Raw genomic sequence first — 25,799 nt, 5'->3', positions numbered from 1 at the left:
GGGGCATCATGTCAGCTTGTATGGAACGGGCGCGGTCGAGCCGCGTCCGAATGACGGTCTTCGCCTTGGCGGCGGGGGTGTCGCTCGCGGGTCTGGTCGCGGCGCGGCCGGCTCTGGCGCAAGCCAGCTTCTGCAAGACGGACGCCTGCGTGGCGGCTCAGGTGGCGAACCAGATCGCCGTCACGTCCACTTTCGGCACGCTGCTGCAATCCGCCGAGGGTCTGGCGCTGCTGCAGCGGAGCGCGGCCGTGACCACGCAGATCTATGCCACCTCGACCGCGGCGCAGCGCGCGACGGCGGCCGAGAATGCGGTGAACGTCCCCGGCAAGCCCCTCGGCAGCATCACCGCCCATCTCTGGCACATGGCCGACACGCCGATCAGCGCCCAGATGGTGACATGGGCGCTCGACGAAACCATGCCTGGCACGATCCTCGCCGATCTGTGGGGGACGACGGGCACGGTCCGGTCCGGCGCCGTGAAGGATTATTACCAGACGCTGGACATCTATAAGACCGCCTATCACGCCACCGACGCCATCGTCGGCAATCCGCGCCCGTTCGTGGCGCTGCCCGCGATCGGCGACCATCCCTGGACCACAGCGACCACACCGGATGCGGCGGTCGCGATCCAGCAGGAGGAATGGTCGGAGAATGTCGGCGAATCCGCCTTCGCCAGCGGGCATTCCATGCGCGGCTTCATCACCGGCATGTATTACGGCATGCTCCTGCCGACCTATTGGCAGGACATGTTCGCGTCCGCCCAGCAATACGGGCTGAGCCGCAACATTCTGGGCATGCATTATGCCCTCGACGTGATCGGCGGGCGCATCGTCGCGCTGGAGACCCTCACCCAGCTGATGCGCGACGATCCCAATTATGCGTCGGGCTATACCGCCGCGTTCGAGGCCAATCGCCTGGCCCTGACGGCGGCGCTCGGCGGCAGTGCCGTCACGCCGGTCTATGCCGCCTGCGGCGCCAATCTGACGGCGTGCCTCGCCTCCGGCGCGGTGCCGAGCGCGGCCACGTACCGGGCCGCGCGCGACCAGTCCACCTGGTATCTGACCTACGGCCTGCCGGCGGTGGGCGACACGACGCGCGCGCCCGTGGTGCCGGAGAATGCCGAACTGCTGTTCCGCACCCGCTTCCCCTATCTCTCCGACGCGCAGATCCGCGACGTGATCGCCAGCACCGAACTGCCCTCCGGCGTGCCGCTGGACAACGGCTCCGGCTGGGCGCGCATCAATCCCTATGCGGCGGCGGGCGGCTACGGCGCCTTCGCCGAGACGGTCACCGTCACGATGGACGCCGCCAAAGGCGGGCTCAACGCCTTCGACATCTGGAGCAACGATATCCGCGGTGCCGGCGGCCTGATCAAGCACGGGACGGGCACGCTCCTGCTCGCCGGCGACAACAGCTATGCCGGCGAGACGTCGGTGCAGGGGGGCACGCTCGCTCTGACCGGGTCGCTGGCCGGGAACGTCACGATCGGGCGTGCGGGCGCCTTCGTCAGCACCGGTTCCGTCGGCGGCGCTCTCACCAATTCCGGCAGCCTGTCCGGCACCGGCCGCATCGGCGGCACCCTCACGAATGCCGGCCTGCTGCAGCCGGGCTTCTCCATCGGCACCCTGACGGTCGGCGGCAATCTGAACCTGACCGCCGGGTCGGTCTATGTGGCGGAGACCGGCAGCGCCGGCGCCAGCGACCAGATCGTCGTCACGGGGGCCACCGGCCTCGACGGCGCGCTGGTTCTGGTGGCGGAAGATGGCGGTCCGTCCGCGCTCGGAACCTATACGGTCATCACCTCGGCCGGTGGGGTGTCCGGCGCCTTCTCCTCGGTGCAGACCGGCGGCCCCTTCCTCACCGGTTCGGTCGCGGTGGCGGGCACGCAGGTCCGCGCCAGCGTGGCGCCCAACGTCGCCGCCTTTGCCACGGCCGGCGGAACGCCCAATGCCAATGCCGCGGGCCTGGCCGTGGCCTTTATGCCGTATGCGAGCCCGGTGCTCCAATCCGCCGTCACCCTGACGGCCGCCGGCGCACCGGCCGCGCTGGCGAGCCTGACCGGCGAGATCCACGCCGCCACCGGCTCGGTGCTGGCCGCCCAGTCGACCTATCTGCGCCAGACCCTCACCAATCGGCTCGGCGAGGCGGAGGGCGGCGCGACGGCCGCGCTCGCCCCGCTCTCCTATGCGGCGGCGCCCGCCGCCCCCGCGGCCAAAATCGGCGGCTTCACCGCCTGGGGGCAGGGCTATGGCGGCTGGGGCAGCGTCAGCGGCGGCGCCGCCTCCGCCGTGACCAGCTCGGTCGGCGGCTTCCTCGGCGGCTTCGACAGCGAAGTGGCGCCCGGCTGGCGGGTCGGCCTTGCCGGCGGCTACAGCCAGACCGCCTTCTCCACCGATGCGGTCTCCGGCTCCGGCGACAGCGACAATTACGACCTGGCGCTCTACGGCGCCAACCGGATGGGGCCGGTGACGCTGCGCTATGCCGCCAGCTACACCTGGCACGACATTTCAACCTCGCGCGGCGTCGCCCTTCCCAACCTCTATCAGAGCCTGAGCGCCGACCAGGACGGCGGCACCGGGCAGGTGTTCGGCGAAGTGGCCTATGGGGTGAAGGCGCCCGGCGGCGTTCTGCTCGAACCGTTCGCGGGCCTCGCTTATGTCCGCCTCGATCTCGACGGCTTCACCGAGACCGGCGGCTCCGCCGCCCTCACCTCCGGCGGCCTGACCCAGGACAATGTCCTCACCACCCTCGGCGCGCGGGTCAGCCAGGACTTCACCGCCGGGACGGCGATGCTGGCGATCCGCGGCAGCCTCGCCTGGCAGCATGCCTTCGGCGATCTCGATCCCGGGATCACCGAGCGTTTCGCGGTGAGCGGCGGTCCGGCATTTTCCGTCACCGGCGCCCCGGTCGCCCGCGACACCGCGCTGCTCGGCCTCGGCCTCGACTGGCTGATCACCGCCAATGCGCGGCTCGGGGTCTCCTATACCGGCCAGCTCGCCGCCGAGACCCAGAACAACGCCGTCCAGGGCCGGCTGACCGTGGCCTTCTGAGGCGGCGGCTGGCGGGCGCGGCCGCAGCGCTCAGGCGGGGCGGCGGCGGCCGGCGATCTGGAGCAAGACGCGCTCGGCGATCGCGTCGCCCAGCGCCGGGGTGCGGCGGCAGGCGAGGATCGCCTCGTCCACGAGGAGGGCCGCCCGGAGGCATTGGCCGGCCGGAAACGAGCGCAGCGCGCGCTCCAGATGCGGCTTGCGGGAAAAGTGCACGGCCGGCCGCTGCTGGTCGATCACCCGGTCGACGCTGCTGCCGGCCTCCACCGCCAGCGCCATCTGATGCAGGCCGAACAGGCCGCGCAGCAAAGCGCCGAGAATCGCGTCGGGCCGCATCGCCGCCGCCCGCGCTTTGGCGAGCGCGCCCGCCGCGGCCGCGGCATTGCCGGCCAGAGCGACGTCGACCACGTCGTCCAAAGCCAGCGCCGAGGCGTCGCCGACGATCATCCGCACGTCGTCGAGCGTGACCCGGCTTTGACCCTTGGCATAGAGGGCGAGCTTGGCGACCTCCCCGCGCGAGGCGAGGCGGTCGCCGCCGATCAGCGAGACCAGCAGGTCCTTGGCGTCGCGGTCGATCGCAAGGCCGGCCTCCGACAGCATGGCGTCGACCAGCCGGGCGAGATCGCGCTCGCCATCGGCATAACAGGGAATGGCGAGCGCGGCCTTGTCGCTCTCGCACAAGGCCCGCAGCGGCGCGCCGCGCTTGAGGTCTCCCGCCTCGATCACCACCAGCGCCTCGACCGGCGCGGCGAGCAGCGCCTCGACCGCGGGCGCGATGTTGCGGCTGCCGGCGCGCACCCACACCACCCGCTCGCCGCCGAACAGGCCCATCGTGCCCGCCTCGTCGACGAGGCGCCGGGGATCGGCTGCGATGTCGTCGCCGTCGAGCCGCACGACGGAGAAGGGATCGGCGAGATCGGGGACCGCGCGCTTGACGAGGCCGGCGGCGCGCTCGCGCACCAGCCCGACGTCCGGACCGAACAGAAGGACGACATTGTGCTTGCCGTCGCGCCGCGTCAGGGCCGTTTCGGCATCGCCTGCGCGGACCGCGACCATGGGCGCTCAGCTTCCCGCGGGCTTCACGAAATGCGCCGCGAGCTGGGCCTTGATCATTTCGGCGAGAATCCGCGCGGCGCGCTTCTCGGCGTCGCGGGTCGCGCTGTAATTGGCGAACCGCTCCTGGCTGACGTCGATCGAGGCCGAGGCGGCGGCCGTGCCCTTGGTGACCGGGCCCTTGTCCTCGGCGCCCGCGCGCAGCAGCGTCCACTCGCCCGAGACCCGCACCACCTTCGCCTCGGGCAGGCCCGAGGAGGTGTTGACGATGGCATAGGTCGAACTGGACTTGACCGTGATCAGCATCCGGTAGGTCGCGGTCGAGGGATTGCCAGAGCCGCCGGTGAGATCGAAGATCAGATCGTTGCGCAGCTCGTTGCCCAGTTCGCCGTCGATCTTGACGATGTAGATGTCGCGCAGCTGGTCTTCGAGCTTCTGGCCCGCGACCGTATTGGAGGTCGCGTACATCGGCTGGAAACAGCCGCCGAGCATCGCCGCGAGCGCCAGCACGGCGGCGAGCCGCGCGCGGGTGCCGGCGAAGCGGGCGAAACCCGTGCGGGCAAAGTCCGGGCGGGCGAAGCGCGGGTGGGAGCGGGCTTGCGGCGCGGCGCGGTCAGGCGACGACATTCACGATCCTCTGTGGCACCACGATGATACGCTTCGGGGCTCGCCCGTCGAGAGCGCGCTGCACGCTTTCCATGGCGAGCACCGCGGCCTCGACCTCGGCCGGTGTCGCCCCGCGCGGCACGACGATGTCGTCGCGCTTGCGGCCGTTGATCTGGATCGGCAGCGTGATGGTGTCGGTGACCAGCAGCGCCGGGTCGATTTTCGGCCAGTCGGCGGTTGCCGCCAGCCCGGCGCCGCCGATCGCCTCCCAGCAGGATTCCGCGAGATGCGGCGTCATCGGCGCGAGCAGCAGGACCAGCCGGGCGGCGGCCTCCGCCATCGACTGGCGGGCGATCTCGTCGCTGCGGCTGGCGGCGCGCAGCGCCTTGAACTCGGTCTCGATCTCGATGATCAGGCTGTAGATCTGGGCGATCGCGACGTTGAACTTCAGGCCCTCGATCGCCTCCTGCACCGCCTGGGTGCGCTGGTGGAGCTGGGCGAGGAAGGCGCGCGCCGCCTCGGGCGGCGGGGCGGGGACGTCCGCCCGTTCCGCCTGCGGCAGGCCGCTGAAGGCGTGGAGGTCGCCGACCAGGCGCCAGACGCGCTGCACCAGGCGCCAGGCGCCCTCGATGCCGGCCTGGGTCCATTCGCTGTCGCGCTCCGGCGGGGTGTCGGAGAGCATGAACCAGCGCGCGCAATCGACGCCGTAAGTGTCCGCCACCACTTCCGGCGGCACCACGTTGCGCTTCGATTTCGACATCTTTTCCGGCGCGCCGACCACGACGTCCTCGCCGGTCTCGATCTTCACCGTCTTGCCGGTGCCGAGCAGCTTGACCTCTTCGGGGAACAGCCAGCGGCCGGCCTGGTCGCGATAGGTCTCGTGGACGATCATGCCCTGGGTGAACAGGCCGGCGAACGGCTCGGCGATATCGACGCGGCCGCAGGCCTTCAGCGCCCGGGTGAAGAAGCGGGAATAGAGCAGATGCAGGATCGCATGCTCGATACCGCCGATATATTGGTCGACCGGCAGCCACTGCGCGACCGCCGCCTTGTCCAGCGGCAGGTCTGCGGTCTCGCTGGCATAGCGCAGGAAATACCAGGACGAATCGACGAACGTGTCCATGGTGTCGGTTTCGCGCCGCGCCGGCGCGCCGCATTGGGGACAGGGCACGTCGCGCCAGGCCTTGGCGCGGTCGAGCGGATTGCCGGGACGGTCGAAGCTGACGTCCTCCGGCAGCGTCACCGGCAATTGGTCGCGCGGCACCGGCACCGGGCCGCAGGCGTCGCAATGGATGATCGGGATCGGGCAGCCCCAATAACGCTGGCGCGAAATGCCCCAGTCGCGCAGCCGGAAATTCACCCGCCGCGTGCCCTGCGGCGCGCCGTCGACGCGGAACCGCTCCAGGCGCCGGGCGACCGCCTCCTTCGCCTCCTCCACGCCCATCGCGTCGAGAAAGCCGGAATTGAACAGCGTGCCCTCGCCGTCATAGGCGATCTCGTCCACCGTGAAGGCGGCCGGATCGGCGCCGGGCGGCAGCACGACCGGGACGACGGGAAGGCCGTATTTGCGGGCGAAGTCGAGGTCGCGCTGGTCGTGGGCGGGGCAGCCGAAGATCGCGCCCGTGCCGTAATCCATCAGAACGAAATTCGCGACATAGACCGGCAGGGTGCGCCCGTCCGCCAGCGGGTGCTGGACGGTGAGGCCGGTGTCGAAGCCCATCTTCTCCTGGGTCTCGATCGCTTCCGCCGAGGTGCCGCCGGTCTTGCAGGCGGCGATGAAGGCGGCGAGCCGCGGATCGCCGGCGGCGCGCGCGAGCGCCAGCGGATGGTCGGGGGAGAGCGCCAGGAAAGCCGCGCCGAACAGCGTGTCGGGGCGCGTCGTATAGACCTTCACCGTCTCGGTGCCGGCTGCCTTGGCGCTCGGGCGCGACAGTTCGAACAGGATTTCGAGCCCTTCCGAGCGGCCGATCCAGTTGCGCTGCATCAGCCGCACGCGCTCGGGCCAGCGCTCGAGCCCGTCGAGCGCGTCCAGAAGCTCCTGGGCGAACGCGGTGATGCGGAAGAACCACTGCGACAGTTTGCGCCGCTCGACCACCGCGCCGGAGCGCCAGCCGCGGCCGTCGATCACCTGCTCGTTGGCGAGCACGGTCTGGTCGATCGGATCCCAATTGACCTCGCTCTCCTTGCGATAGGCGAGGCCGGCCGCGAGGAAGTCGAGGAAGATGCGCTGCTGCTCGACATAATAAGACGGGTCGCAGGTCGCGATCTCGCGGTCCCAGTCGAGCGAGAGGCCGAGCAGCTGGAGCTGCTCCTTCATCGAGGCGATGTTCTCGTAGGTCCATTGCTTGGGATGGATGCCGCGCTCGATCGCGGCATTCTCGGCCGGCAGGCCGAAGGCGTCCCAGCCCATCGGATGGAGCACGTTGCGCCCGCGCATGCGCATATAGCGGGCGAGCACGTCGCCCATCACATAATTGCGCCCGTGGCCGATATGGATGCGCCCCGAGGGATAGGGGAACATTTCCATGACGAAGAATTTTTCGCGCGGGTCGTCGTTCCGGGCGCGGAAGATGCCGCGCTCCTTCCAGATCTTCTGCCACCGGGGTTCGGCGTCGCGGGCGTTGTAGCGGTCTGCGGTCATGATCTCGTGCGGGTCTTAGGAGCGGCGGGACTAGGACAGAAAGCGGAAGCGGGGTCAACCGGCGCAGCGCCGGGACGGGGATCCGCCTTGCCTTGCCCCGCCGCATCGTCCATCAAAATGACGGGCAGAGGCTGGGCAGGGGGACGACGTGCGGGCAGGAGTGTGGAGCGGCGCCGCGATCGGCGCGACGGCGGGTGCCGCGAGCCTTTCCCTGTGTTCCGCCGCCGCCGCCGCGGTGCCCGGCGGCGTCGCCATAGACGGGGCGAGCCTGCCGTTCCTCTGGGCGCTTCCCTTCGTCGGCATGCTGCTGTCGATCGCGCTGTTCCCGCTGCTCGCCAACCGCTTCTGGCACCACCATTACGGCAAGGTGGCGCTGGTCTGGGCCCTCGCCTTTCTGGTCCCCTTCGCGCTCACCTACGGCCCCGGTCTGACCGCGCACGAAGTGGTCCATACCGCGCTCCTGGAATATATCCCCTTCATCATCCTGCTGTTCGCGCTGTTCACGGTGTCCGGCGGCATTCTGGTGGTCGGCAACATCCATGGCAGCCCGGCCACCAACACCGCCATCCTCGCCTTCGGCACGGTGATCGCCAGCCTGATCGGCACCACCGGCGCCTCCATGGTGCTGATCCGGCCGCTGCTGCGCGCCAACGACAACCGGCGGTACAATGTGCATACCGTCGTGTTCTTCATCTTCCTGGTGTCGAACATCGGCGGCTCGCTCACCCCGCTCGGCGATCCCCCGCTCTTTCTCGGCTTCCTGAAGGGCGTCAGCTTCTTCTGGACCACCACCCATCTGTTCCACGACACCGTTGTGGTCGCCGGCATCCTGCTGACCGTCTTCTATTTGCTCGACCGCTATTTCTACGCCAAGGAGACGCAGCCGCTGCGCGATCCGACGCCGGACACCGAGCGCGTTTCGGTGCGCGGGCTGCAGAACATCCCGCTGCTCGCCGGCATTATCGGCGCGATCCTGCTCAGCGCGCTGTGGAAGCCGGGCATCAGCTTCCAGGTCTATGGGACGAGCGTGGAATTGCAGTGGGTGCTGCGCGACGTCCTGCTGCTGGCGATCGCCGTGCTCTCGCTCCTCATCACGCCCAAGCTGGTGCGCGAGCGCAACGGCTTCGACTGGGAGCCGATCCTCGAAGTGGCGAAGCTGTTCGCCGCCATCTTCCTGACCATCATCCCGGTCATCGCGATCCTGCGGGCCGGCTCGGCCGGGGCCTTCGCGCCGCTGGTCGATCTGGTGACCGGGGATGCCGGCGAGCCGGTCAATGTCTGGTATTTCTGGCTGACCGGGGGGCTCTCGTCCTTCCTCGACAATGCCCCGACCTATCTGGTCTTCTTCAACCTCGCCGGCGGCAATGCCGCGACCTTGATGGGGCCTTTGGCGGTGACGCTGGAGGCGATCTCGGCCGGCGCGGTCTTCATGGGCGCCATGACCTATATCGGCAACGCGCCGAACTTCATGGTGCTCTCGATCGCCCGCCACCGCGGCGTGAAGATGCCGAGCTTCTTCGGCTACATGGCCTGGTCTTGCCTCTTCCTGCTGCCCTGCTTCGCGCTGCTGACCTATCTCTATTTCCTGTGAGAGGGCGGGGGCCCAAGCGGTGCCCGCGCGCCGCGCGGACCGGCGGGCTTCGGACGGGCGGGGCAGGATGCAGACGGGGACCCGGCGGACCGGAAGATCTGGTAGCAGCGGGCGGATTTGAACCGCCGACCTCCGGGTTATGAATCCGGCGCTCTCACCAGCTGAGCTACGCTGCCACGGCGCCGCCGGACAAGTCCGGCACGCTGGAAGTCGCGATATAGAGGCGCCGGCCCGCGGGTGTCAAGGAAGGGTGTGGCGTGTAGTGGGGGCGGTACGAAATTCTCGGTTAGGTGCGTTTTGGGCTTGGGCACACGCCTTTCAAGCGGCCCCATTCATCCGGCCGCATGTCGGATTTCGCGTTCAATGCAGCAATCCTTCGGCGCCCACAGCCTCTCGAACAATTCTTTGGATCGCCTGCGCTTCGTCATGACGGTACACCGGCAATGCGGTGAGGCGATTTGATGCACGTTGACGCAGTTTAGAAGAAATTGAGCTGTCGCCCTCCAGCAAGGCAATCACCGAAAGGGCCTCTCTTGACTCGTACAAGGCTGCCATTTGCAAAAATATAGCGTCGTTCACGCGCTGCGCGGACTGCGCCAGGAAGATCGCAACTGGCTCGCGATTGGGGGCTCGGATTAAAAGGTCCGGTTTAACCTCACTTAAGTGGTCGCTTACCGCCGCGTCGTCTTCGATTTTTGCGCGAGTGCCGATCGCTTCTTTGATGCGTTTTTTTGCGTCGTCCTTAAACGCGCTTTCGACATGCTCTTGGCTCAGGAGCAGAAAGTCGGACAGGCGCAACAAAAGTGCCGCAAATCCGATCGATGCCCTCGCAATTTCGTGCTCCGGCATATCCGGAGTACGAATGACGGCCTCATCCAGATCGTAGTGAGCGCCATATTCTTCGAGGATGGCTGAGAATGCTTTTTGGCGGGTCTGAGTGTCGAAATCCACACCCGCCGCTTCCAGGTACGGGATGGTCGTTCCATCGTCCTCCAGACGCGCCAAGTTGCTTTCGAGCGAGTTCTTGATGACGTAGAAGCCGATGGCGTCACCATCAGCGCGGCGGAAGGCCGTCCCTATGGCGAGGCCCGCCGGCACCTCCCTGATGCGAATTTCTTCGCAAAAGGCTCTGCAAATCTCATCCTTCATAGCAGCGAGCCTTTCACCTCTATCCTATAGAACTTGAGAGCGAACCGCTGCGCCGATTGTTCGTCCGTGATACCCAACTCTTGGCGTCGGTGTGTCCGCTTTGCGTGCGGGATGCGTTTAACCCAGGGGCCGCGCATGTATCCACCTGGCACCTTTTCCACGTCGTCGCACGTCGCATGGCAGTGCCAGCCCGGCTCCGACGGGTGATATTCGTAAGAGCAGAGAACGCGCAATGCTCCGCTTCCGATGGTGCCGAGGATCGCCTCAAACTTCTGCTTCCCAGAATTGAAAACGACCAAAACCTTGCACTCCATGCTGAGCGCGATGAAGGACACGACGCACCAGCGATAGGAGTTGCCGAGACCATAGGCTCGCTTTGCCATCGGGAAGTCCGCTTTGGGGACTTTCCCTGAATGCCACGACCCAACCCTGATATCCGATTTTGGCGCCCGCAAGATGCGCCTAAGTCTGATTGTCACCCGCCCCTCCGCGCGACCCCGCACGGTATGCTACATCAAGTTGCTGCTCCGTAACGTGATGCCACTCGCGCGCCGCTTGCCCCGCCCCCTACCGCGCCGCCTTGCGCAGGCGGGCGAGTTTGAAGAAGCCGGCGGGGAAGACCGGGGAGATTTCGATCATCTCCATGTCGGGATGGCGCGCCGCCCAGGCGGAGAGGCGGCCGGCCTTGAAGGCGATGCTCCAGCCGACCTTCTTGACCAGAGGCGCAAGCGCCTGCTCGACATGCATGGCCGGCCCCTCATTGGCGCCGAGCTTGGAGGCGATGATGATCTCGCCGCCCGGCTTCAGCACGCGGCGCATCTCGTCGAGCGCGCCCTCCGGGTCGGGAACCAACGTGATGACGAAGGGCACGGTGACCGCATCGAAGCTCTCGTCGGCAAAGCCGAGCGCGCAGGCATCCATGGCGGCGAGGAGGCGCACCTGGGTGAGGCCGCGGCGCTTGGTCTTCTCCACCGCCTTGCGCAGCATTTCGAACGACAGGTCGATGCCGGAAACGCGGCAGCCGGCGGGATAATAAGGCAGGACCAGCCCGGTCCCCACCCCGACCTCCAGAATGTCCGGTCCGCACCGCGCCGCCGCCTGCGCCGCCTTGCGCTGGGCGTCCGCCAGCAGCTTCACATAGACCGAATCGTAGATCGGCGCCCATTTCGCATAGGCCCGTTTCTGACCCTCGAGATCGTACTGAACCGTCATGGCGGTGTTCGTCCCAGCTCTACCTGCGCGGCGGTGTCACGCCACGCGCGCCCTCAAAAGATCGCCTTCGGCCGCCGCGCGCAGGATGGTGCCGCCGCCGAGCAGCCGCGCCGCATCGGTGCCGGCGTCATAAAGCACACAGGCCTGCCCCGGCGCCACGCCGTCCTCGCCGAGATGCAGCCGCACCACCGGGTGCCCGGCCGCGTCGCAATCGAGATGCGCGGGGGCCGGCGCGCGGGTCGAGCGCACCTTGGCGAACACCTCGGTCTTGGCCGCGCAGGCCTCCGCGAACGGCGTGTCGCCCAGCCAGTTGATGTCGCCGATGCGCACGGTCCGCACGGTGAGCGCCTCGCGCGGGCCGACCTTGACCTCGCGCTTGCCGGCGTCGATCGCGATCACATAAAGCGGCTCGGGGGTGGAGATGCCGAGCCCCTTCCTCTGGCCGATCGTGTAGTGCATCACGCCGCGATGGCGGCCGAGGACGCGGCCGTCGAGATGGACGATGTCGCCGGCCTCGCCCGCCTCCGGCCGCAGCCGCTCCACCACCTGGGCATAATCGCCGCCGGGAACGAAGCAGATGTCCTGGCTGTCCGGCTTGTCGGCGACCGCGAGGCCGAGTTCGGCGGCGAGCGCGCGCACCTCGGCCTTGCGCATGTGGCCGAGCGGAAAGCGCAGGCCGGCGAGCTGCGCCTGGGTGGTCGCATAGAGGAAATAGCTCTGGTCGCGCGCCGATTCGGCGGCGCGGTAGAGCGCCCGGCGGCCGTCCGGCAAAGCGCGGCTCGACACGTAATGGCCGGTGGCGAGGATCGTCGCGCCGAGGTCGCCCGCGGTCGCGAGAAGGTCGCGGAACTTGACGGTGCGGTTGCAGTCGACGCAGGGGATCGGCGTCACGCCCGCGGCATAGCTGTCGGCGAAGCGCTCGATGACCTCCTCGCGGAAGCGGCTCTCATAGTCGAGCACGTAATGCGGGATGCCCAGCGTCTCGGCGACGCGGCGGGCGTCGTAAATGTCCTGCCCGGCGCAGCAGGCCCCCGTGCGGTGCGCGGCCGCGCCGTGGTCGTAGAGCTGGAGGGTGACGCCCACGACATCGTAGCCGGCGCGCGCCAGAAGCCCGGCGACCACCGAGGAATCCACGCCGCCCGACATGGCCACGACCACCCGGGTCGAGGCGGGGTCGGGGGAGCCGATGATGTCTTCGAGCGTCATGGCGGAGGCAGGCTGCCGGGTCAGGGGTTGAGCGTGGCGGAACATGCGGACATCCGGCGGCGGCCGGGCGCACGCCCTATTAGTACGGAAGCCGGCGCCCCGCCGCAATCGCGTCGCGAAACCGGCCCTATCGGCGCCAAGCGCGGCTTTTGTTTGTTCCCGCTTGTGAGGCGCGCGCGACGATGCCAGGGTGCCGCCATCAATCGAAACGGGGACCTGCGGCCATGCGGTGTGGAGTGCAATCTTGTCGCGCGGGACTGGCGGCGCTGGCGATCGCTGTGTCCGCGGGCGTCGCGGCGGCCGATCCGGTCAAGGTCGGCCTCGTCGCGACCCTGTCCGGCCCTTCCGCGGTGCTCGGCCAGCACATGCGCGACGGCTTCCTGCTGGCGGTCAAGGAGATGGGCGGCACGCTCGGCGGTCAGCCGGCCGAGGTGGTCGTGGTCGACGACGAGCTGAAGCCCGACGTCGCGGTCCAGAAGGTCAAGGGCCTGATCGAGCGCGACAAGGTCGATTTCGTCGCCGGCGTGGTGTTCTCCAACGTCATGGGCGCGGTGGTGAAGCCGGTGACCGGCGCCGAGACCTTCCTGATTTCCGGCAATGCCGGACCCTCGACGATCGCCGGGGCGGGGTGCAGCCCCTTCTTCTTCTCCGCCTCCTACCAGAACGACCAGAATCACGAAGTGCTCGGCCAGTATGCCCAGGCGAAGGGCTACAAGAAGGTCGTGCTGATGGCGCCGAACTATCAGGCCGGCAAGGACGCGCTGGCCGGCTTCAAGCGGTATTACAAGGGCGAGGTCGCGGACGAGATTTACACCCAGCTCGGCCAGCTCGATTTCTCCGCCGAACTCGCCAAGGTCGCAGCCGCCAAGCCCGACGCCTTCTTCACTTTCATGCCCGGCGGCATGGGGGTCAATCTCGTGAAGCAGTACCGGCAGGCCGGCCTGGCCGAGACCGTCCCCTTCCTCTCGGCCTTCACCGTCGACGAGACGACGCTCCCCGCCACCGGCGAGGCGGCCCTCGGCTTCTATTCCGGCGCCGCCTGGGCGCCCGATCTCGACGTGCCGGCCAACAAGGCCTTCGTCGCCGCGTTCGAGAAGGAATATGGCTATATTCCCGCGCTTTATGCGGCGCAGGGCTATGACGCCGCCAAGCTGATCGCCAGCGCGGTCAAGGCGACCGGCGGCAAGCTCACCGACAAGGACGCGGTGCGCGCGGCGCTGAAGAAGGCCGACTTCGCCTCCGTGCGGGGGAATTTCAAGTTCAACACCAACCAGTTCCCGATCCAGGACTTCTACCTCGTCAAGGTCGGCAAGCGGCCGGACGGCAAGGTCGAGACGATGATCGCGGAAAAGGTGTTCGCCGAGGACGGCGACGCCTATGCCGACAAGTGCCCGATGAAGTAAGGCCGGCCGACACCCTGACCCCCGCCGGACCGGCGGGGCCCTGCTTCCAGAGGCGCATGTCCACCACCCTCGTCCTCGTCCAAGTCCTCAACGGCCTCCAGCTCGGCATCCTGCTGTTCCTGGTGGCCGCCGGGCTGACCCTGGTGTTCGGGGTGATGGACGTGATCAATCTCGCGCACGGCGTCCAGTACATGCTCGGTGCCTATCTGATGGTGACGGCCAGCGCCGTCACCGGCAGCTTCTGGCTGGGCCTGCCGCTGGCGCTGGCGGCCGCGCTCGTGCTCGGGCTCGTGCTCGAATGGCTGGTGATCCGGCCGCTTTATGGCCGCGACCATCTCGAACAGGTGCTGGCGACCTTCGGCGTCATCCTGTTCGTCAATGAGGGCGTGAAACTGGTGTGGGGCGCCGGGCCGCGCGCCATCCCGATGCCGGAGGCGCTGTCGGGCTCGATCCGGCTGATGGATGGGCTGAATTATCCGGTCTACCGCCTCGCGCTGGTGGCCGCCGGGCTCGCCGTGGCAGGGCTGCTTTATGTGCTGGTGACGCGCACGCGCGCCGGCATGCTGGTGCGGGCGGGGGCCTCCAACGCACCCATGGTGTCGGCGCTCGGCGTCGATATCGGCGCCTTGTTCGCCAAGGTGTTCGCCTTCGGGGCGATGCTGGCGGCCTTTGCCGGGGCGATGGCGGGGCCGATCCTGTCGGTCGAGCCCGGCATGGGGGACGGGCTGCTCATCCTCGCCTTCGTCGTCATCGTCATCGGCGGGATCGGCTCGATCCGCGGCGCCTTCGTCGCGGCGCTGCTGGTCGGTCTCATCGACACGCTCGGCCGCTCCTTCCTCACCGATCTGCTGAAGCTGGTTCTCTCCGCCTCCGCGGCGACCCAGGCCGGGCCGGCGCTCGCCTCCATGACGGTCTATCTCCTGATGGCCGGCATCCTGATCTTCCGCCCGCGCGGCCTGTTTCCGGCGCCGGCATGACGCGTTTCGCGCAGACCCTGGGGCTGCCTCTGGTCCTGTTCCTCCTGCTGGCGGCGGCGCCGCTCTGGGCGGACACCTTCACGCTGTCCCTCCTGGCGCGGGCGATGATCTTCGCGCTCGCCGCAATCAGCCTCGATCTGATCCTCGGCGGCGCCGGCCTGGTCTCGTTCGGCCATGCCGCCTTGATGGGGATCGGCGCCTATGGCGTCGGCATCCTGATGGCAGAGGGCGTGTCCGAGGCGCTGATCGCCTTTCCCGTGGCGATGGCGGCGGCCGGCCTGTTCGCCCTCGCCACCGGCGCGCTCTCGCTGAAGACGCGCGGCGTCTATTTCATCATGATCACCCTGGCCTTCGGCCAGATGGCGTTCTTCGTCGCGCAGAGCCTGTCGGCCTATGGCGGGGATGACGGGCTCTCGCTCGCCGCGCGCTCGCTGGTGGCGGGGGAGCGCTGGCTGCGCGGGCCGCTCGCCTTCCATTATACGGTGCTCGGCCTGCTCGCGGCCGGCGCGCTGCTGTGCGGGGCGCTGCTCGCCGCGCCGTTCGGGCGGGTCCTGCGGGCGGCGAAGGACAATGAGCGGCGGGTGCGGGCGCTCGGCCTTGATCCCTATCCCTATCGCCTCGTCGCCTATGGCATTGCCGGCGCGCTCGCCGGGCTGTCGGGCGCGCTGTTCGCCAATCTCACCGAATTCGTCTCGCCGGCCTTTCTGTCCTGGCATCGCTCGGGCGAGCTGATCGTCATGGTGGTGGCGGGCGGCATGGCGGCGGCGGCGCTGAAGGCGGGCGGCCTCGGCCGGCCCGGCAGCGCCCTTCTCGGCGCCCTTCTGGTGGTGCTGCTCGAGGAGGCGCTGTCCGATCTCACCGAGCATTGGCGGATCGTGTTCGGCCCGCTGCTCGTCCTGCTGGTCCTCGCCGGCGGAAAACGGGCGCGCGGGGGGCGGACATGACCGCGCCGCTGCTTCAGGTGCGGGGCCTGTGCAAGGCCTATGGCGCGCTGATCGTGACCGACGCGGTCGATCTCGACGTCGCGCACGGCGAAATCCACGCGCTGATCGGCCCCAACGGGGCCGGCAAGACCACCTTCATCGCTTTGGTGGCGGGCGAAGTGGCGCCCGATCGCGGCCGCATCCTGCTCGGTGGAGCCGACGTGACGCGGCACGCCGTCCACCGCCGGGCGCAGGCAGGGCTCGCCCGCTCGTTCCAGGTGACCTCGGTCCTGCCGGCCTTTTCGGCCGTCGAGAATGTCGCGCTCGCCGTGCAGGCGGCGGCGCGGCGGTCGTTCCGCCTTCTGCCGGCGCCGGGTTCGGACCGCGTGCGGCGGGCGCACGCGGTGGAATTGCTGGCGCAGGTCGGCCTCGCGGCGAAGGCCGACGTCCCGGCGGGCGTGCTGAGCCACGGCGAGAAGCGCGCCCTCGAACTCGCCATGGCGCTCGCCGGCAAGCCGCGTCTGCTGCTCCTCGACGAGCCCATGGCCGGCGCCGGCCCCGAGGAGGGGCGCGCCATGGTGGAGCTGATTTCCGCGGCGCGGGCGCAATGCGGCATCCTGCTGGTCGAGCACGACATGGAGGCGGTGTTCAAGCTCGCCGACCGGGTCAGCGTGCTGGTCGCGGGCCGCCTCCTCGCCTCCGGCCCGCCGGACGCGGTGCGGGCCGATCCGGCCGTGCAGGCGGCCTATCTCGGGGAGGCGGCGACATGAGCGCGCCGCTGCTCGACGTGCGGGGCCTGACCGCCGGCTATGACGGCGCGCCGGTCCTGTTCGGCGTCGATCTCGCCGTGCCGGACGGCGGCATCCTCGCGCTGATGGGCCGCAACGGCATGGGCAAGACCACCACGGTGCGCGCCGTCATGGGGCTCGTGCGCCCCGAGGGCGGGGAGGTCCGGTTCGCCGGCAAGGCGCTTCAGGGCGCGCCGCCCTTCGTCGTCGCGCGCGCCGGGATCGGCCTCGTGCCCGAGGGGCGGCAGATCTTCCCGACCTTGACGGTGGAGGAGAATCTCGTCGCCACCGCCGGGCCGCCGCGTCCCGGCCTGCCGGCCTGGACGCTGGCGCGGGTCTATCGTCTGTTCCCGCGCCTCGCCGAACGGCGGCGGCATTTCGGCAACCGGCTGTCGGGCGGCGAGCAGCAGATGCTGGCGATCGGCCGCGCCTTGATGACCAATCCGCGCCTGATGATCCTCGACGAGGCGACCGAAGGCCTCGCGCCTTTGGTGCGCGGCGAGATCTGGGCGGCGATCCGGGCGCTGCGGGCCGAGGGCCTGTCGCTGCTGCTGATCGACAAGCATGTCGACATCCTCGCCGGCCTCGCCGATCAGGCGGTGGTGCTGGAGAAGGGCCGCGTCGCCTATCGCGGTCCCGCCGCTACGCTCGCCGCCGATGCCGAGCTGCGGGCACGGCTTCTGGCGGTCTGACGGAGACGCCCATGGCCGTTCTGCCGCTCCTCCGGTTTCCCGATCCGCGCCTGCGCCTCGCCGCGGCGCCGGTCTTCGCCTTCGACGCCGCCTTGCGGAGCCTGGCCGACGATCTGCGCGACACGATGCGCGCCGCCCCCGGGATCGGCATCACGGCGTGCCATGTCGGGATCGCGCAGCGGCTGGTGGTGCTGGAACTCGGCCCCGAGACCGGCGTGCGGGTCTATGCCAATCCGCGCATCGTCTGGGCCTCGGGCGAGACCGCGACGCACCGCGAGGGCAGCGTCGCGATGCCCGGCGTGACCGAGGAGGTGGAGCGCCCCGCGCGGGTGCGCATCGCCTATCAGGATCTTACCGGCGCGGCGCACGAGGAGGAGGCGGAGGGCCTGCTCGCGGTGTGCCATCAGCACGAGATCGACCAGCTCGACGGCATCTTCTGGATCGAGCGGCTGTCGCGCCTGAAGCGGGACCGCGCGATCAAGAAATTCGAGAAGCTGCTGCGCCGCGCCTGACCGTCGGCTTCAGCGCGCGGCGAGGTGGTGGAGAACGATGCCGCTGGTGGTGGCGACGTTGAGACTGTCGAAGCCGGGCGCCATCGGGATCGACAAAGTGGGCGTCGCGGCGAGGAGATCGGCGGGCAGGCCCGGCCCCTCGGTGCCGAACAGAACGGCGGTCCTGCCGGCGGGCCGGTAGTCGGACAGGCGCATCGCGCCGGACGGGCTGAGGGCGCGCACCGAGAAGCCCGCTGCGTCCAGACGGCGCAGCATGTCCGCCCCGTCCGCCACCCGCGCGAACGGCACGATCAGGCTGGCGCCGACCGAGACCCGGATCGCCTTGCGGTAGAGCGGATCGCAGCAGGCGGCGTCGAGCAGGATCGCAGCGGCGCCGAACGCCGCCGCGTTGCGGAAGATGCCGCCGACATTGTCGTGATTGGTGATGCCGAGCAGGCCCACGACGCGCGCCTCCGGCGCCAAGCCGGCGAGCAGAGCGGCCGGATCGGGCGCGGGCGGCGGCTCGACCAGGCCCAGCATGCCGCGATGGATCGGGAACCCCACGATCGCGTCCATCACCGCCTGGCGGGCGACATAGACCGGCGCATCGAGGCCCGGCAGGAGATCGGCGAGGCCGCGCGCCCCGCGTTCGGAGAGCAGGAGCGCGCGCAGCCGGTGGTCGGGGCGGGAGGCGGCGAGGCGCAGCACCACCTCGCCCTCGGCGATATAGCGGCCGCGCCGGCCCACGAGGTCGCGCTCGCGCACCGAGACGAACTCGGCGATGCGCGGATCGTCCGGATCGTCGACGGGCAGGATCACGGGCGCGGCAGCGGCTTCTGCGGAAACGGTTTGGGCGGACCCGCCGAGGCGCGGACCACCAGCCGCGGCGTCAGGACGACCCGCTCCACCGGGCGGGTCGGATCGGCGATGCGCGCCAGAACGAGGTCGGCGGCGGCGGCGCCGTATTCGGGGATGCGGGTGAACACCGTGGTCAGCGCCGGATGCCAGAGCGCGGCCTCGCCGATATCGTCATAGCCGACGATCGAGAAGTCGGTCCCCGCCCGGAGCCCGGCGGCCTGGATGCCCATCAGCGCGCCGAACGCGCACAGATCGTTGAAACAGACCGCGCCGGTCGGCGGCGCGTCCAGCGCCAGGAGGCGCTCGACCGCCAGGCGGCCATGCTCGCGGGTGCCGCGCCCGGGGATCCAGAGCGTCGGATCGAAGGGCAGGCCGTGCTGCGCGAGCCCGGCGCGGTAGCCGGCGGTCCGGCGCCTCCCGGTCGAGGCCGAATCGAAGCCGCCGATCAAGGCGATGCGGCGGTGTCCGAGTTCGACCAGATGGCCCACCGCCAGCGCGAGCCCGGCCTCGTCGTCGGAGCCGGCGAAATCGAAGCCCGAGCCCTCGACCTCGCGCGTCACCTGGACGACGGCGATGCCCGATTTGGCCAGTGCCCGCAGGTCCGGGACGGTGGTGTCGATGGCCGGCGAGACGACAAAGGCGTCGGGGCGGTATTCCGCCAGCGTGCCGAGGGTGCGGGTCTGGCGCGCCACGTCCTCCTGGCCGACCCCGAGCAGGATGGTCTTGCCGGCGATGGACAGCGAATCCTCCAGCGCCGCCAAAAGCTCGGTGAAGGACGGATTGATGATGTCGTGCAGCCCGACGCCGATAATGTTGGTGCGCGCCGTGCGCAGCGAGGCGGCGCCGCGATTGGCGACATAGCCGCGCTCGCGCGCCACTTCCTGCACGCGGATCCGCGTGCCGTCGGCGACGACCGGGCTGTCGCGCAAAGCCAGCGAGACCGTGGCGGTGGACAGGCCGAGTTCGAGCGCGAGGCGCTGCAGCGTCACCCGTCCCATGCCTGCGAGATCGTCCATCGTCTCCCCCTAAAGTCTTATAGAGCCGGCCGGGCCGAATGGGAAACACGCCGCCGCCGGTCGGGTTTCCGGCGCCCCGCTTCGCCGCCTCCCGCATTCCATGCTAAACGATTTAAGTCGCGTCACCAAAAGATTGCTGGGAGGAACGGCCAGGATGGAAACGGTCAAGATCGGCTTCGTCGGCGTCGGCCTGATGGGCCATGGCATGGCGAAAAACCTGCTGGAGAAAGGCTTTCCCCTCACCGTGCTCGGCCATCGCAACCGCGGGCCGGTGGAGGATCTCGTGGCGCGCGGCGCGTCGGAGGCCGCGTCCGCCGCCGACCTCGCGTCCGCCTGCGACATCGTCTTTCTTTGCGTCACCGGCGCGACCCAGGTCGAGGCGCTGGTGCGCGGCGAAGGCGGGCTCGCCGCGGGCGCGCGGCGCGGCCTGCACATCGTCGACTGCTCGACCTCCGAGCCGACGCTGACGATCGCGCTCAGCGCCGAACTGACGGCGCGCGGCATCGCCTTCTGCGACGCGCCGCTCGGCGGCACGCCGGTCCAGGCGGCCGAGGGCGCCCTGTCGGCGATGGTCGGCGCGGCGCCGGAGGCGTTCGAGACCGTCCGCCCCGCGATCGCGGCCTTCGCGACCAAGGTGATCCATGTCGGCGCGCCGGGTGCGGGTCACACCTTGAAGCTGCTCAACAATTTCCTGTCGCTCGGCTATGGCGCCATCTATGCCGAGGCGCTGGCGCTGGCCGCAAAGGTGGGCGTGACGCCGCAGACCTTCGACAGCGTGATCTCCGGCTCGCGGATGGATTGCGGCTTCTACCAGACCTACATGAAATATGTTCTGGAGCGGGACGTGAACGCGCACCGATTTACCCTCGCCAACGCCCATAAGGATCTGCGCTACGTGACCAATCTCGCCACCGCGACCGGCGCGGCGAACTTCGTCGGGGCGAGCGTGAAGAATGTCTACGCCGCCGCCGAAGGCCTCGGGCGCGGCGGCTGGAACGTGCCGCAGATTTCCGACGTCGTGGCGGAGGTGAACGGCGTCTCGCTGGGGCGCGTGCCGCAGCGCGACGGCGACTGAGGGCGCGCCGCCGCGCGGACCCCGCCCTCCGGCGATCAGGACGCGGCGGCGGCGTCCGCCCGGCTCTGGCGGCGCCGCGCGGCATTCTGCTCGGCGCCGTAGACGCAGAGGAAGAAATCCACCGCCTTGCGCACCACGCGCCGGGTATAGTCGCAATCCGGCGGCGCGACGCAGCCGATCAGGATGGGCGTGGTCACGGCGTCCTTGCACAAGGCGAAGAACTGGCTGGCGGCGATCTCGACATCGTCGATCTCCAGCACGCCCTCCGCGACCTTGATCCGCAGGAAGGCGGAGAGCCGCTTGATCCCCTCGCAGGGACCGGCTTCGAAGAAGCGCCGGCCGATCTCGGGAAACTTGCCGGCGATGGCGATCACCGTGCGCACGGTCGCGATATGGCTCGGCCGGACCATCGCCTCGATGAAGGAATGGCCGAGCTTGTTCAACGCCGCTTCGATGTCCTGGTCCGAGGTGTCGAGCACGAAGGTGCGTTCCGCGGTCTCGGCGCATTCGCTCGTCACCAGCGCGGTGAACAGGTCGACCTTGTCCTCGAAATAGACGTAGAGCGTGCCCTTGGAGACGCCGGCGGTGCGCGCGATGTCGCCCATGCTCGCGGCATCGAAGCCGCGCTCCAGGAACACCTCCCGCGCGCCCGCCAGGATCTGGAGGCGCTTGTCCGGATCCTGTCCGGCCTGGGAGAGGGGGTCCCGGGGTTCAATGTCTGACACTCTCGGCTCCGTCTTACACTTCTCTTTGTCGGGGAGGGGCCGGCGGAGTGCAAGCGCGAAGCGCGGTGCGGGCTGCCGCCAAACGATCCAGCTCGGCACAGGCGGGGGGTTCGGGCCTCTCTCGAGAAAATTGACCGAACCGTTCAGTTCTGTCTTGAAATGATCCTTCCGCTGTCGTAAGTCAAGAACGTGACCGAACCGTTCGGTCAAGACTGCGGTCCGCAACCCGTTGGTCCTGATCGACGTTGGGGGAGAAGGGCACCGCCCCCGCCCTTCTCCCTCATTTCTCCGACGCTTCGGCGCCTGGCAGAGCGTGCCCCATGGCCCTTGCTTCCCTGTCCCCCACCAAGTCCGCCGCGATCCCGGCCGTTTCCAAGCTGGCCGAGCCGGCGCCCGGATTCGCGCCCGGACCTGGATCGGCTCCGCCCGACGCGCCGGCCCCGGCGGCGCGCCCCCGGCGCACCCGCCGCCTTCTGCTGCTGGCGGCCGGCGCCGCGCTCCTCGGCGGCGCGGCCCTCTTCGGCTATCAGTATTGGACCGTCGGGCGCTTCCTGGTGTCGACCGACAATGCCTATGTCGGTGCCGACATCGCTTTGGTCGCGCCGAAGGTGTCCGGCTATGTCGCCGCCGTCCCGGCCCGCGCCAACGACCATGTCGCGGCGGGCGAGGTGCTGGTGCGGCTCGACGACAGCGATTATCGCGTCGCGGTGCAGCAGGCGCAGGCGCGCATCGGCACCCAGGACGCGACCATCGCCCGCTTCGGCACCCAGATGAAAGCCGCGCAGGCGAGCATCGACCAGACCAAGGCGCAGGTCGTGGCCGCCGAGGCCGACGCGGCGCGCGCGGCGGCGGACTTCCAGCGCACGACGCGGCTCGCCGACAACAAGTTCGCGAGCCAGCAAGCGCTCGATCAGGCCCGTGCCGATCGCGACAAGGCGGCGGCGAACGTGCTGGCGGCCGAGGCGGCGGTGGCGTCGGCCCAGGCCAATCTCGCCGTGCTCAAGGCCGAGCAGACCGAGGCGCGCCGCACCCGCGACGAACTCGAAGCCCAGCTCGCCAAGGCCCAGCTCGATCTCGACGCCACGGTGCTGCACGCGCCGTTCGCCGGTATTCTCGGCAACAAGGCGGTGGAGATCGGCGACTATGTGTCGGCGGGCAAGCGGCTGATCGCCTTGGTGCCGGACAATGGCGCCTATGTCGATGCGAACTTCAAGGAAACCCAGATCGCGGGCCTCAAGCCCGGCCAGTCGGCCGAACTGACGCTCGATACCGATCCCTCCCACCCCATCTCCGGCACCGTCGAGAGCATCGCGCCGGCGGCCGGACAGGTGTTCAGCCTGCTGCCGCCGGAGAATGCGACCGGCAATTTCACCAAGATCGTGCAGCGCGTCGCGGTGCGGATCCGGCTCGATGCCGCCGCGCGCGACAGCGCCCGGCTGCGGCCCGGCCTCTCGGTCGAGGCGACCATCGACACCCGCACCGGCGGCGCCGTCGCCGCGGCGGACGGACCGAGGATCGGCGCGCTCGCGCCCCCGCCGGTGCGCTGATGGCCGCCGCCGCCGGCGCCGGCGAGCCGGAGGTCACGCCGCGCCGGCTGATCGCCTTCTTCGCTTTGATCTTCGGCATGTTCATGGCGATCCTGGACATCCAGATCGTGTCGTCCTCGCTGTCCGAGATCCAGGCCGGCCTGTCCGCCAGCGCGGACGAAATCTCCTGGGTCCAGACCGCCTATCTCATCGCCGAAGTGGTGATGATCCCGCTCTCCGGCTTTCTCGCCCGCGCGCTCTCGACGCGGATCCTGTTCGCGGTGTCGGCGGCCGGCTTCACGCTCGCCTCGGTGCTGTGCGCCACGGCCGGGTCGATCGAGCAGATGATCGTCTATCGCGCGCTGCAGGGCTTCATCGGCGGCGGCATGATCCCCACCGCCTTCGCCGCCGCCTATTCGATCTTTCCCCGGCGCCATCAGGCCCCGGTCATGGCCCTGGTCGGCCTGGTCGTGACCCTCGCCCCGACCATCGGCCCGACGGTCGGGGGCTATCTCACCGATTATTTCTCCTGGCACTGGCTGTTTTTGATCAATGTGCCGCCCGGCATCGCCGCGACCCTCCTGTGCTGGTTCCTGGTCGATTTCGACCAGCCCGACTTCAAGCTGCTGAAGCAGTTCGACATGGCCGGGCTGGTCGGCATGGCGATCATGCTCGGCAGCCTCGAATATGTGCTGGAGGAGGGGGCGAAGGACGATTGGTTCCAGTCCGCCTCCATCACCCTGTTCGCGCTCGCGACGGTGCTCGGCGGGCTGCTGTTCTTCTGGCGGGCGGCGACCGCGCCGCAGCCGGTGGTCGATCTCGCCGCCTATCGCGACCGCAACTTCGCCGTCGGCTCGATCCTCACCTTCATGCTCGGCACGGTGCTGTACGGCCTCACTTATCTCTATCCGCTGTTCCTCGCCCAGGTGCGCGACTACAACGCGCTCGAGATCGGCGAGACGGTGTTCGTCACCGGCGCGACCATGTTCCTGTTCGCGCCGATCGTCGGCATTCTCGCGCGCAAGCTCGATCCGCGGCTGATCATCGGCACCGGCTTCGTCTGTCTCATCGTCTCCTGCTTCGAGCTGCTGCCGCTCACCAAGGACTGGGGCTTCTGGGAATTGCTGACGCCGCAAATGCTGCGCGGGGCGGCCTTGATGATGTGCATGGTGCCGATCAACGTCGTCGCGCTCGGCACGCTGCCGCCCGCGCAGCTCAAGAATGCCAGCGGCCTGTTCAATCTGATGCGCAATCTCGGCGGCGCGGTCGGCCTCGCCATGATCGTCACCGTGCTCAACGCGCGCTGGGATCTGCACATGCAGCGGCTGCGCGAGCAGGTGACCTGGTCGCGGCCGCCGGTGCTCGACACCCTCGCCACCCTGACCAACGGGTTTGCCGGGCGGCTCGGCGGGCAGGCGGACCTCGCCGCCACCAAGCAGGTCGCGCTCATGGTGCGCCAGCAGGCGCTCGTCATGGCATTCGCGGATGTGTTTCTGGTGATCGCTTTGTTCCTCTGCGCCGCCGCTTTCCTGGTGTTTCTGGTGCGCCGGCCGAAGGGTGGGGCGGCGGCGCCCGCCCATTGACGCGGCGGAGGCCTTGCCCTCGGCCGTCCCCGGCGGCAAACTCCGGCCGATTTTCGGCACGGCCCTTCCCAAAGCACGGAGCCCGCATGCGCACGTCGTTCCTGTTCGCCCTCGCCGCCGGCACCCTCGCGTCCGGGCTCGCCGGCACGCCGGCCCTGGCGGCCTCGTGCCTCGAACAGATCGTCGCGCTGCAGGCCCGCGTCGATGCCGTGACGCCGAAGCAGCCGGCGCCCCCGACTGCGCCGCAGACCGTCGGCGCGCAGCTCGACCATCAGCCCACCGCGTCCTCGATGGCGGCTGCGACCGGCAATTTGCCGCCGCCCGTGGGGCCGGCGGCCGCCTTGAACGCGGCCCAGAACTTCCAGGCCGCGGGCGATGAGGCCGCCTGCCTCAAGGCGGTGAACGAAGCCCGCGCCATGCTCGAAGGCAAATAGCGCGGACCGTCGCAGCGCGCCGGAGCGCGCCCGCGTCGGGCGGGTCTCAGACCAGCCCGCCGTTCGGCTGCACGATCTGGCCGTGCACCCAGGACGCCTTGTCCGAGGCGAGGAAGGCGACGACCGCGCCGATTTCCTCGGGCCGGCCGACCCGGTTGAACGGGCTCATGGCGGCCGAACGGCTCAGCGCGTCCGCATTCTTTCCGGCGCGGAACAGATCGGTGTCCACCGGCCCCGGCGCGACGCCGTTGACGCGCACGCCGCGCCCGGCGAGTTCCTTCGCCATCGAGCGCACCAGGCATTCCACCGCCGCCTTGGTGGCGCTGTAGGGCCCGATGCCGGGGGCGGCATGGCGCACCAGCGAGGTGGTCAAGGCGATGATCGCGCCGCCATCCTTCACCTGCCGCGCCGCCTCGGCGAGGATGTTGAAGGCGCCGACGATATTGACCTCGACCAGCCGCCGGAACGCGGCGGCCGGAAACTGCGCCAGCGGCGCCGGCGGCACATTGATGCCGGCATTGGCGACCACCACGTCGGGCGCGCCGCCGAGGTCGCGCGCGACCGCCGCGAAGGCTTCGGCGACTTGCGCCGGTTCGCCGATATCGGCGCGATAGGCCCGCACCCCGGCGGGGGTCTCGCCGGCATCGTTCACATAGGTATAAGCGACGGCGAAGCCGTCCGCGGCGAGCGCACGCACACAGGCCGCGCCGATCCCGCGCGAGCCGCCGAACACCAGGGCAATCTTCTCAGCCATACCAAAATCCTCGTTCTGCGGACCCTGAACCGGGTCCCAAGCTTTGCCG

At 69.4% G+C, this 25,799-nt stretch carries 23 protein-coding genes and 1 tRNA gene; 12 read left to right on the top strand and 12 right to left on the bottom strand.

Translation table 11 applies throughout. The features are described 5' to 3' along the window. Window positions 1-50 precede the first annotated feature (50 nt). Window positions 51-3,050, top strand: a complete 3,000-nt coding sequence (locus tag EDC64_RS10805; RefSeq protein WP_165933720.1) for an autotransporter domain-containing protein — start codon at window positions 51-53, stop codon at window positions 3,048-3,050. Between the two features lie 30 nt (window positions 3,051-3,080). Here the strand turns inward: EDC64_RS10805 and holA are convergent, their stop codons facing one another. From holA to leuS, 3 genes are read right to left on the bottom strand one after another with little or no spacing between them, the layout of a single operon-like run. After that, window positions 3,081-4,103 carry a DNA polymerase III subunit delta gene (gene holA, locus EDC64_RS10800; RefSeq protein ID WP_132031291.1) on the bottom strand — a complete coding sequence of 341 codons (1,023 nt, stop codon included), beginning with the start codon at window positions 4,101-4,103 and terminating at the stop codon, window positions 3,081-3,083. A gap of 6 nt (window positions 4,104-4,109) precedes the next feature. Beyond that, window positions 4,110-4,727: an LPS assembly lipoprotein LptE gene (lptE, locus tag EDC64_RS10795; protein ID WP_132031290.1), complete on the bottom strand. Its 618-nt coding sequence runs from the start codon at window positions 4,725-4,727 to the stop codon at window positions 4,110-4,112. Further along, window positions 4,714-7,347 carry a leucine--tRNA ligase gene (gene leuS, locus EDC64_RS10790; protein ID WP_132031289.1) on the bottom strand — a complete coding sequence of 878 codons (2,634 nt, stop codon included), beginning with the start codon at window positions 7,345-7,347 and terminating at the stop codon, window positions 4,714-4,716. The genes lptE and leuS overlap by 14 nt, the downstream gene beginning before the upstream one ends. A gap of 148 nt (window positions 7,348-7,495) precedes the next feature. Between leuS and EDC64_RS10785 the strand changes: the two genes are divergently transcribed. After that, complete coding sequence (locus EDC64_RS10785; protein WP_132031288.1) at window positions 7,496-8,938, top strand: sodium:proton antiporter; 1,443 nt, start codon at window positions 7,496-7,498, stop codon at window positions 8,936-8,938. Between the two features lie 99 nt (window positions 8,939-9,037). Here EDC64_RS10785 and EDC64_RS10780 read toward each other — a convergent pair. The 5 genes from EDC64_RS10780 to mnmA all read right to left on the bottom strand — a co-directional run bounded on the left by EDC64_RS10780 (window position 9,038) and on the right by mnmA (window position 12,505). After that, window positions 9,038-9,114: transfer RNA gene (locus tag EDC64_RS10780), tRNA-Met, on the bottom strand. A 184-nt stretch (window positions 9,115-9,298) separates the two neighbouring features. Then, window positions 9,299-10,087, bottom strand: a complete 789-nt coding sequence (locus tag EDC64_RS10775; protein WP_132031287.1) for a DUF1828 domain-containing protein — start codon at window positions 10,085-10,087, stop codon at window positions 9,299-9,301. Then, a complete protein-coding gene (locus EDC64_RS10770; protein WP_132031286.1) occupies window positions 10,084-10,470 on the bottom strand; it encodes a hypothetical protein in 387 nt (128 codons plus the stop codon). The genes EDC64_RS10775 and EDC64_RS10770 overlap by 4 nt, the downstream gene beginning before the upstream one ends. A 184-nt stretch (window positions 10,471-10,654) precedes the next feature. Further along, entirely contained in the window at window positions 10,655-11,299 is a 645-nt protein-coding gene (locus EDC64_RS10765; RefSeq protein WP_132031285.1) for a class I SAM-dependent methyltransferase, read from the bottom strand. A 36-nt stretch (window positions 11,300-11,335) separates the two neighbouring features. Beyond that, the gene (mnmA, locus tag EDC64_RS10760; RefSeq protein WP_132031350.1) at window positions 11,336-12,505 is read right to left on the bottom strand and encodes a tRNA 2-thiouridine(34) synthase MnmA; all 1,170 of its coding nucleotides are present in this window, start codon (window positions 12,503-12,505) and stop codon (window positions 11,336-11,338) included. A gap of 224 nt (window positions 12,506-12,729) precedes the next feature. Between mnmA and EDC64_RS10755 the strand changes: the two genes are divergently transcribed. Genes EDC64_RS10755 through EDC64_RS10730 form a run of 6 tightly spaced genes read left to right on the top strand, consistent with a single transcriptional unit; the run spans window position 12,730 to window position 17,800 of the window. Then, window positions 12,730-13,908 carry an ABC transporter substrate-binding protein gene (locus EDC64_RS10755; RefSeq protein WP_132031284.1) on the top strand — a complete coding sequence of 393 codons (1,179 nt, stop codon included), beginning with the start codon at window positions 12,730-12,732 and terminating at the stop codon, window positions 13,906-13,908. A 56-nt stretch (window positions 13,909-13,964) separates the two neighbouring features. Next, window positions 13,965-14,885, top strand: a complete 921-nt coding sequence (locus EDC64_RS10750; protein ID WP_132031283.1) for a branched-chain amino acid ABC transporter permease — start codon at window positions 13,965-13,967, stop codon at window positions 14,883-14,885. After that, window positions 14,882-15,829 (top strand): branched-chain amino acid ABC transporter permease, encoded by a 948-nt coding sequence (locus EDC64_RS10745; RefSeq protein WP_132031282.1) that lies wholly within the window; start codon window positions 14,882-14,884, stop codon window positions 15,827-15,829. Before EDC64_RS10750 ends, EDC64_RS10745 begins: the two co-directional genes overlap by 4 nt. After that, complete coding sequence (locus EDC64_RS10740) at window positions 15,826-16,578, top strand: ABC transporter ATP-binding protein (RefSeq protein WP_132031281.1); 753 nt, start codon at window positions 15,826-15,828, stop codon at window positions 16,576-16,578. The genes EDC64_RS10745 and EDC64_RS10740 overlap by 4 nt, the downstream gene beginning before the upstream one ends. Continuing rightward, window positions 16,575-17,288 (top strand): ABC transporter ATP-binding protein, encoded by a 714-nt coding sequence (locus EDC64_RS10735; protein WP_245504646.1) that lies wholly within the window; start codon window positions 16,575-16,577, stop codon window positions 17,286-17,288. Before EDC64_RS10740 ends, EDC64_RS10735 begins: the two co-directional genes overlap by 4 nt. 11 nt (window positions 17,289-17,299) lie before the next feature. Beyond that, on the top strand, window positions 17,300-17,800 hold the full coding sequence (locus EDC64_RS10730; RefSeq protein ID WP_132031280.1) for a peptide deformylase: 501 nt from the start codon (window positions 17,300-17,302) through the stop codon (window positions 17,798-17,800). Between the two features lie 9 nt (window positions 17,801-17,809). On the opposite strand, the gene EDC64_RS10725 is transcribed toward EDC64_RS10730, so the two are convergent. Together EDC64_RS10725 and EDC64_RS10720 are read right to left on the bottom strand one after the other, a co-directional pair. Next, window positions 17,810-18,598 carry a TrmH family RNA methyltransferase gene (locus EDC64_RS10725; RefSeq protein ID WP_132031279.1) on the bottom strand — a complete coding sequence of 263 codons (789 nt, stop codon included), beginning with the start codon at window positions 18,596-18,598 and terminating at the stop codon, window positions 17,810-17,812. Continuing rightward, window positions 18,595-19,653: a LacI family DNA-binding transcriptional regulator gene (locus EDC64_RS10720; RefSeq protein WP_132031278.1), complete on the bottom strand. Its 1,059-nt coding sequence runs from the start codon at window positions 19,651-19,653 to the stop codon at window positions 18,595-18,597. Before EDC64_RS10720 ends, EDC64_RS10725 begins: the two co-directional genes overlap by 4 nt. 154 nt (window positions 19,654-19,807) lie before the next feature. On the opposite strand from EDC64_RS10720, the gene EDC64_RS10715 reads away from it, so the two are divergent. Further along, window positions 19,808-20,728 carry an NAD(P)-dependent oxidoreductase gene (locus EDC64_RS10715; protein ID WP_132031277.1) on the top strand — a complete coding sequence of 307 codons (921 nt, stop codon included), beginning with the start codon at window positions 19,808-19,810 and terminating at the stop codon, window positions 20,726-20,728. A gap of 35 nt (window positions 20,729-20,763) precedes the next feature. Here EDC64_RS10715 and EDC64_RS10710 read toward each other — a convergent pair whose 3' ends face one another. After that, the gene (locus EDC64_RS10710) at window positions 20,764-21,453 is read right to left on the bottom strand and encodes a TetR/AcrR family transcriptional regulator (RefSeq protein ID WP_245504645.1); all 690 of its coding nucleotides are present in this window, start codon (window positions 21,451-21,453) and stop codon (window positions 20,764-20,766) included. 320 nt (window positions 21,454-21,773) lie between these two features. On the opposite strand from EDC64_RS10710, the gene EDC64_RS10705 reads away from it, so the two are divergent. The 3 genes from EDC64_RS10705 to EDC64_RS10695 all read left to right on the top strand — a co-directional run bounded on the left by EDC64_RS10705 (window position 21,774) and on the right by EDC64_RS10695 (window position 24,996). Continuing rightward, window positions 21,774-23,000: an HlyD family secretion protein gene (locus EDC64_RS10705; protein ID WP_132031276.1), complete on the top strand. Its 1,227-nt coding sequence runs from the start codon at window positions 21,774-21,776 to the stop codon at window positions 22,998-23,000. Continuing rightward, window positions 23,000-24,562, top strand: a complete 1,563-nt coding sequence (locus EDC64_RS10700; RefSeq protein ID WP_132031275.1) for a DHA2 family efflux MFS transporter permease subunit — start codon at window positions 23,000-23,002, stop codon at window positions 24,560-24,562. Before EDC64_RS10705 ends, EDC64_RS10700 begins: the two co-directional genes overlap by 1 nt. Before the next feature lie 86 nt (window positions 24,563-24,648). Further along, complete coding sequence (locus tag EDC64_RS10695) at window positions 24,649-24,996, top strand: hypothetical protein (protein ID WP_132031274.1); 348 nt, start codon at window positions 24,649-24,651, stop codon at window positions 24,994-24,996. Between the two features lie 46 nt (window positions 24,997-25,042). Here the strand turns inward: EDC64_RS10695 and EDC64_RS10690 are convergent, their stop codons facing one another. Further along, window positions 25,043-25,750 (bottom strand): SDR family oxidoreductase, encoded by a 708-nt coding sequence (locus tag EDC64_RS10690; RefSeq protein ID WP_132031273.1) that lies wholly within the window; start codon window positions 25,748-25,750, stop codon window positions 25,043-25,045. Window positions 25,751-25,799 lie beyond the last annotated feature (49 nt).

The organism is Aquabacter spiritensis (genome assembly GCF_004346185.1).
Classification (GTDB): domain Bacteria; phylum Pseudomonadota; class Alphaproteobacteria; order Rhizobiales; family Xanthobacteraceae; genus Aquabacter; species Aquabacter spiritensis.
The sequence above is the reverse complement of the archived record's forward strand: the minus strand, read 5'-3'. Positions and strand labels throughout refer to the sequence as shown.

Bases quoted from the DNA above. Each gene is read 5' to 3' on its own strand.
- EDC64_RS10750 (WP_132031283.1), top strand. From the start codon at position 13,965: ATGTCCACCACCCTCGTCCTCGTCCAAGTCCTCAACGGCCTCCAGCTC.
- mnmA (WP_132031350.1), bottom strand. From the start codon at position 12,505: ATGACGCTCGAAGACATCATCGGCTCCCCCGACCCCGCCTCGACCCGG.
- EDC64_RS10805 (WP_165933720.1), top strand. From the start codon at position 51: ATGACGGTCTTCGCCTTGGCGGCGGGGGTGTCGCTCGCGGGTCTGGTC.
- EDC64_RS10740 (WP_132031281.1), top strand. From the start codon at position 15,826: ATGACCGCGCCGCTGCTTCAGGTGCGGGGCCTGTGCAAGGCCTATGGC.
- EDC64_RS10765 (WP_132031285.1), bottom strand. From the start codon at position 11,299: ATGACGGTTCAGTACGATCTCGAGGGTCAGAAACGGGCCTATGCGAAA.
- leuS (WP_132031289.1), bottom strand. From the start codon at position 7,347: ATGACCGCAGACCGCTACAACGCCCGCGACGCCGAACCCCGGTGGCAG.
- EDC64_RS10770 (WP_132031286.1), bottom strand. From the start codon at position 10,470: ATGGCAAAGCGAGCCTATGGTCTCGGCAACTCCTATCGCTGGTGCGTC.
- EDC64_RS10745 (WP_132031282.1), top strand. From the start codon at position 14,882: ATGACGCGTTTCGCGCAGACCCTGGGGCTGCCTCTGGTCCTGTTCCTC.
- EDC64_RS10700 (WP_132031275.1), top strand. From the start codon at position 23,000: ATGGCCGCCGCCGCCGGCGCCGGCGAGCCGGAGGTCACGCCGCGCCGG.
- EDC64_RS10715 (WP_132031277.1), top strand. From the start codon at position 19,808: ATGGAAACGGTCAAGATCGGCTTCGTCGGCGTCGGCCTGATGGGCCAT.
- lptE (WP_132031290.1), bottom strand. From the start codon at position 4,727: ATGTCGTCGCCTGACCGCGCCGCGCCGCAAGCCCGCTCCCACCCGCGC.
- EDC64_RS10695 (WP_132031274.1), top strand. From the start codon at position 24,649: ATGCGCACGTCGTTCCTGTTCGCCCTCGCCGCCGGCACCCTCGCGTCC.
- holA (WP_132031291.1), bottom strand. From the start codon at position 4,103: ATGGTCGCGGTCCGCGCAGGCGATGCCGAAACGGCCCTGACGCGGCGC.
- EDC64_RS10690 (WP_132031273.1), bottom strand. From the start codon at position 25,750: ATGGCTGAGAAGATTGCCCTGGTGTTCGGCGGCTCGCGCGGGATCGGC.
- EDC64_RS10730 (WP_132031280.1), top strand. From the start codon at position 17,300: ATGGCCGTTCTGCCGCTCCTCCGGTTTCCCGATCCGCGCCTGCGCCTC.
- EDC64_RS10775 (WP_132031287.1), bottom strand. From the start codon at position 10,087: ATGAAGGATGAGATTTGCAGAGCCTTTTGCGAAGAAATTCGCATCAGG.
- EDC64_RS10705 (WP_132031276.1), top strand. From the start codon at position 21,774: ATGGCCCTTGCTTCCCTGTCCCCCACCAAGTCCGCCGCGATCCCGGCC.
- EDC64_RS10755 (WP_132031284.1), top strand. From the start codon at position 12,730: ATGCGGTGTGGAGTGCAATCTTGTCGCGCGGGACTGGCGGCGCTGGCG.
- EDC64_RS10735 (WP_245504646.1), top strand. From the start codon at position 16,575: ATGAGCGCGCCGCTGCTCGACGTGCGGGGCCTGACCGCCGGCTATGAC.
- EDC64_RS10720 (WP_132031278.1), bottom strand. From the start codon at position 19,653: ATGGACGATCTCGCAGGCATGGGACGGGTGACGCTGCAGCGCCTCGCG.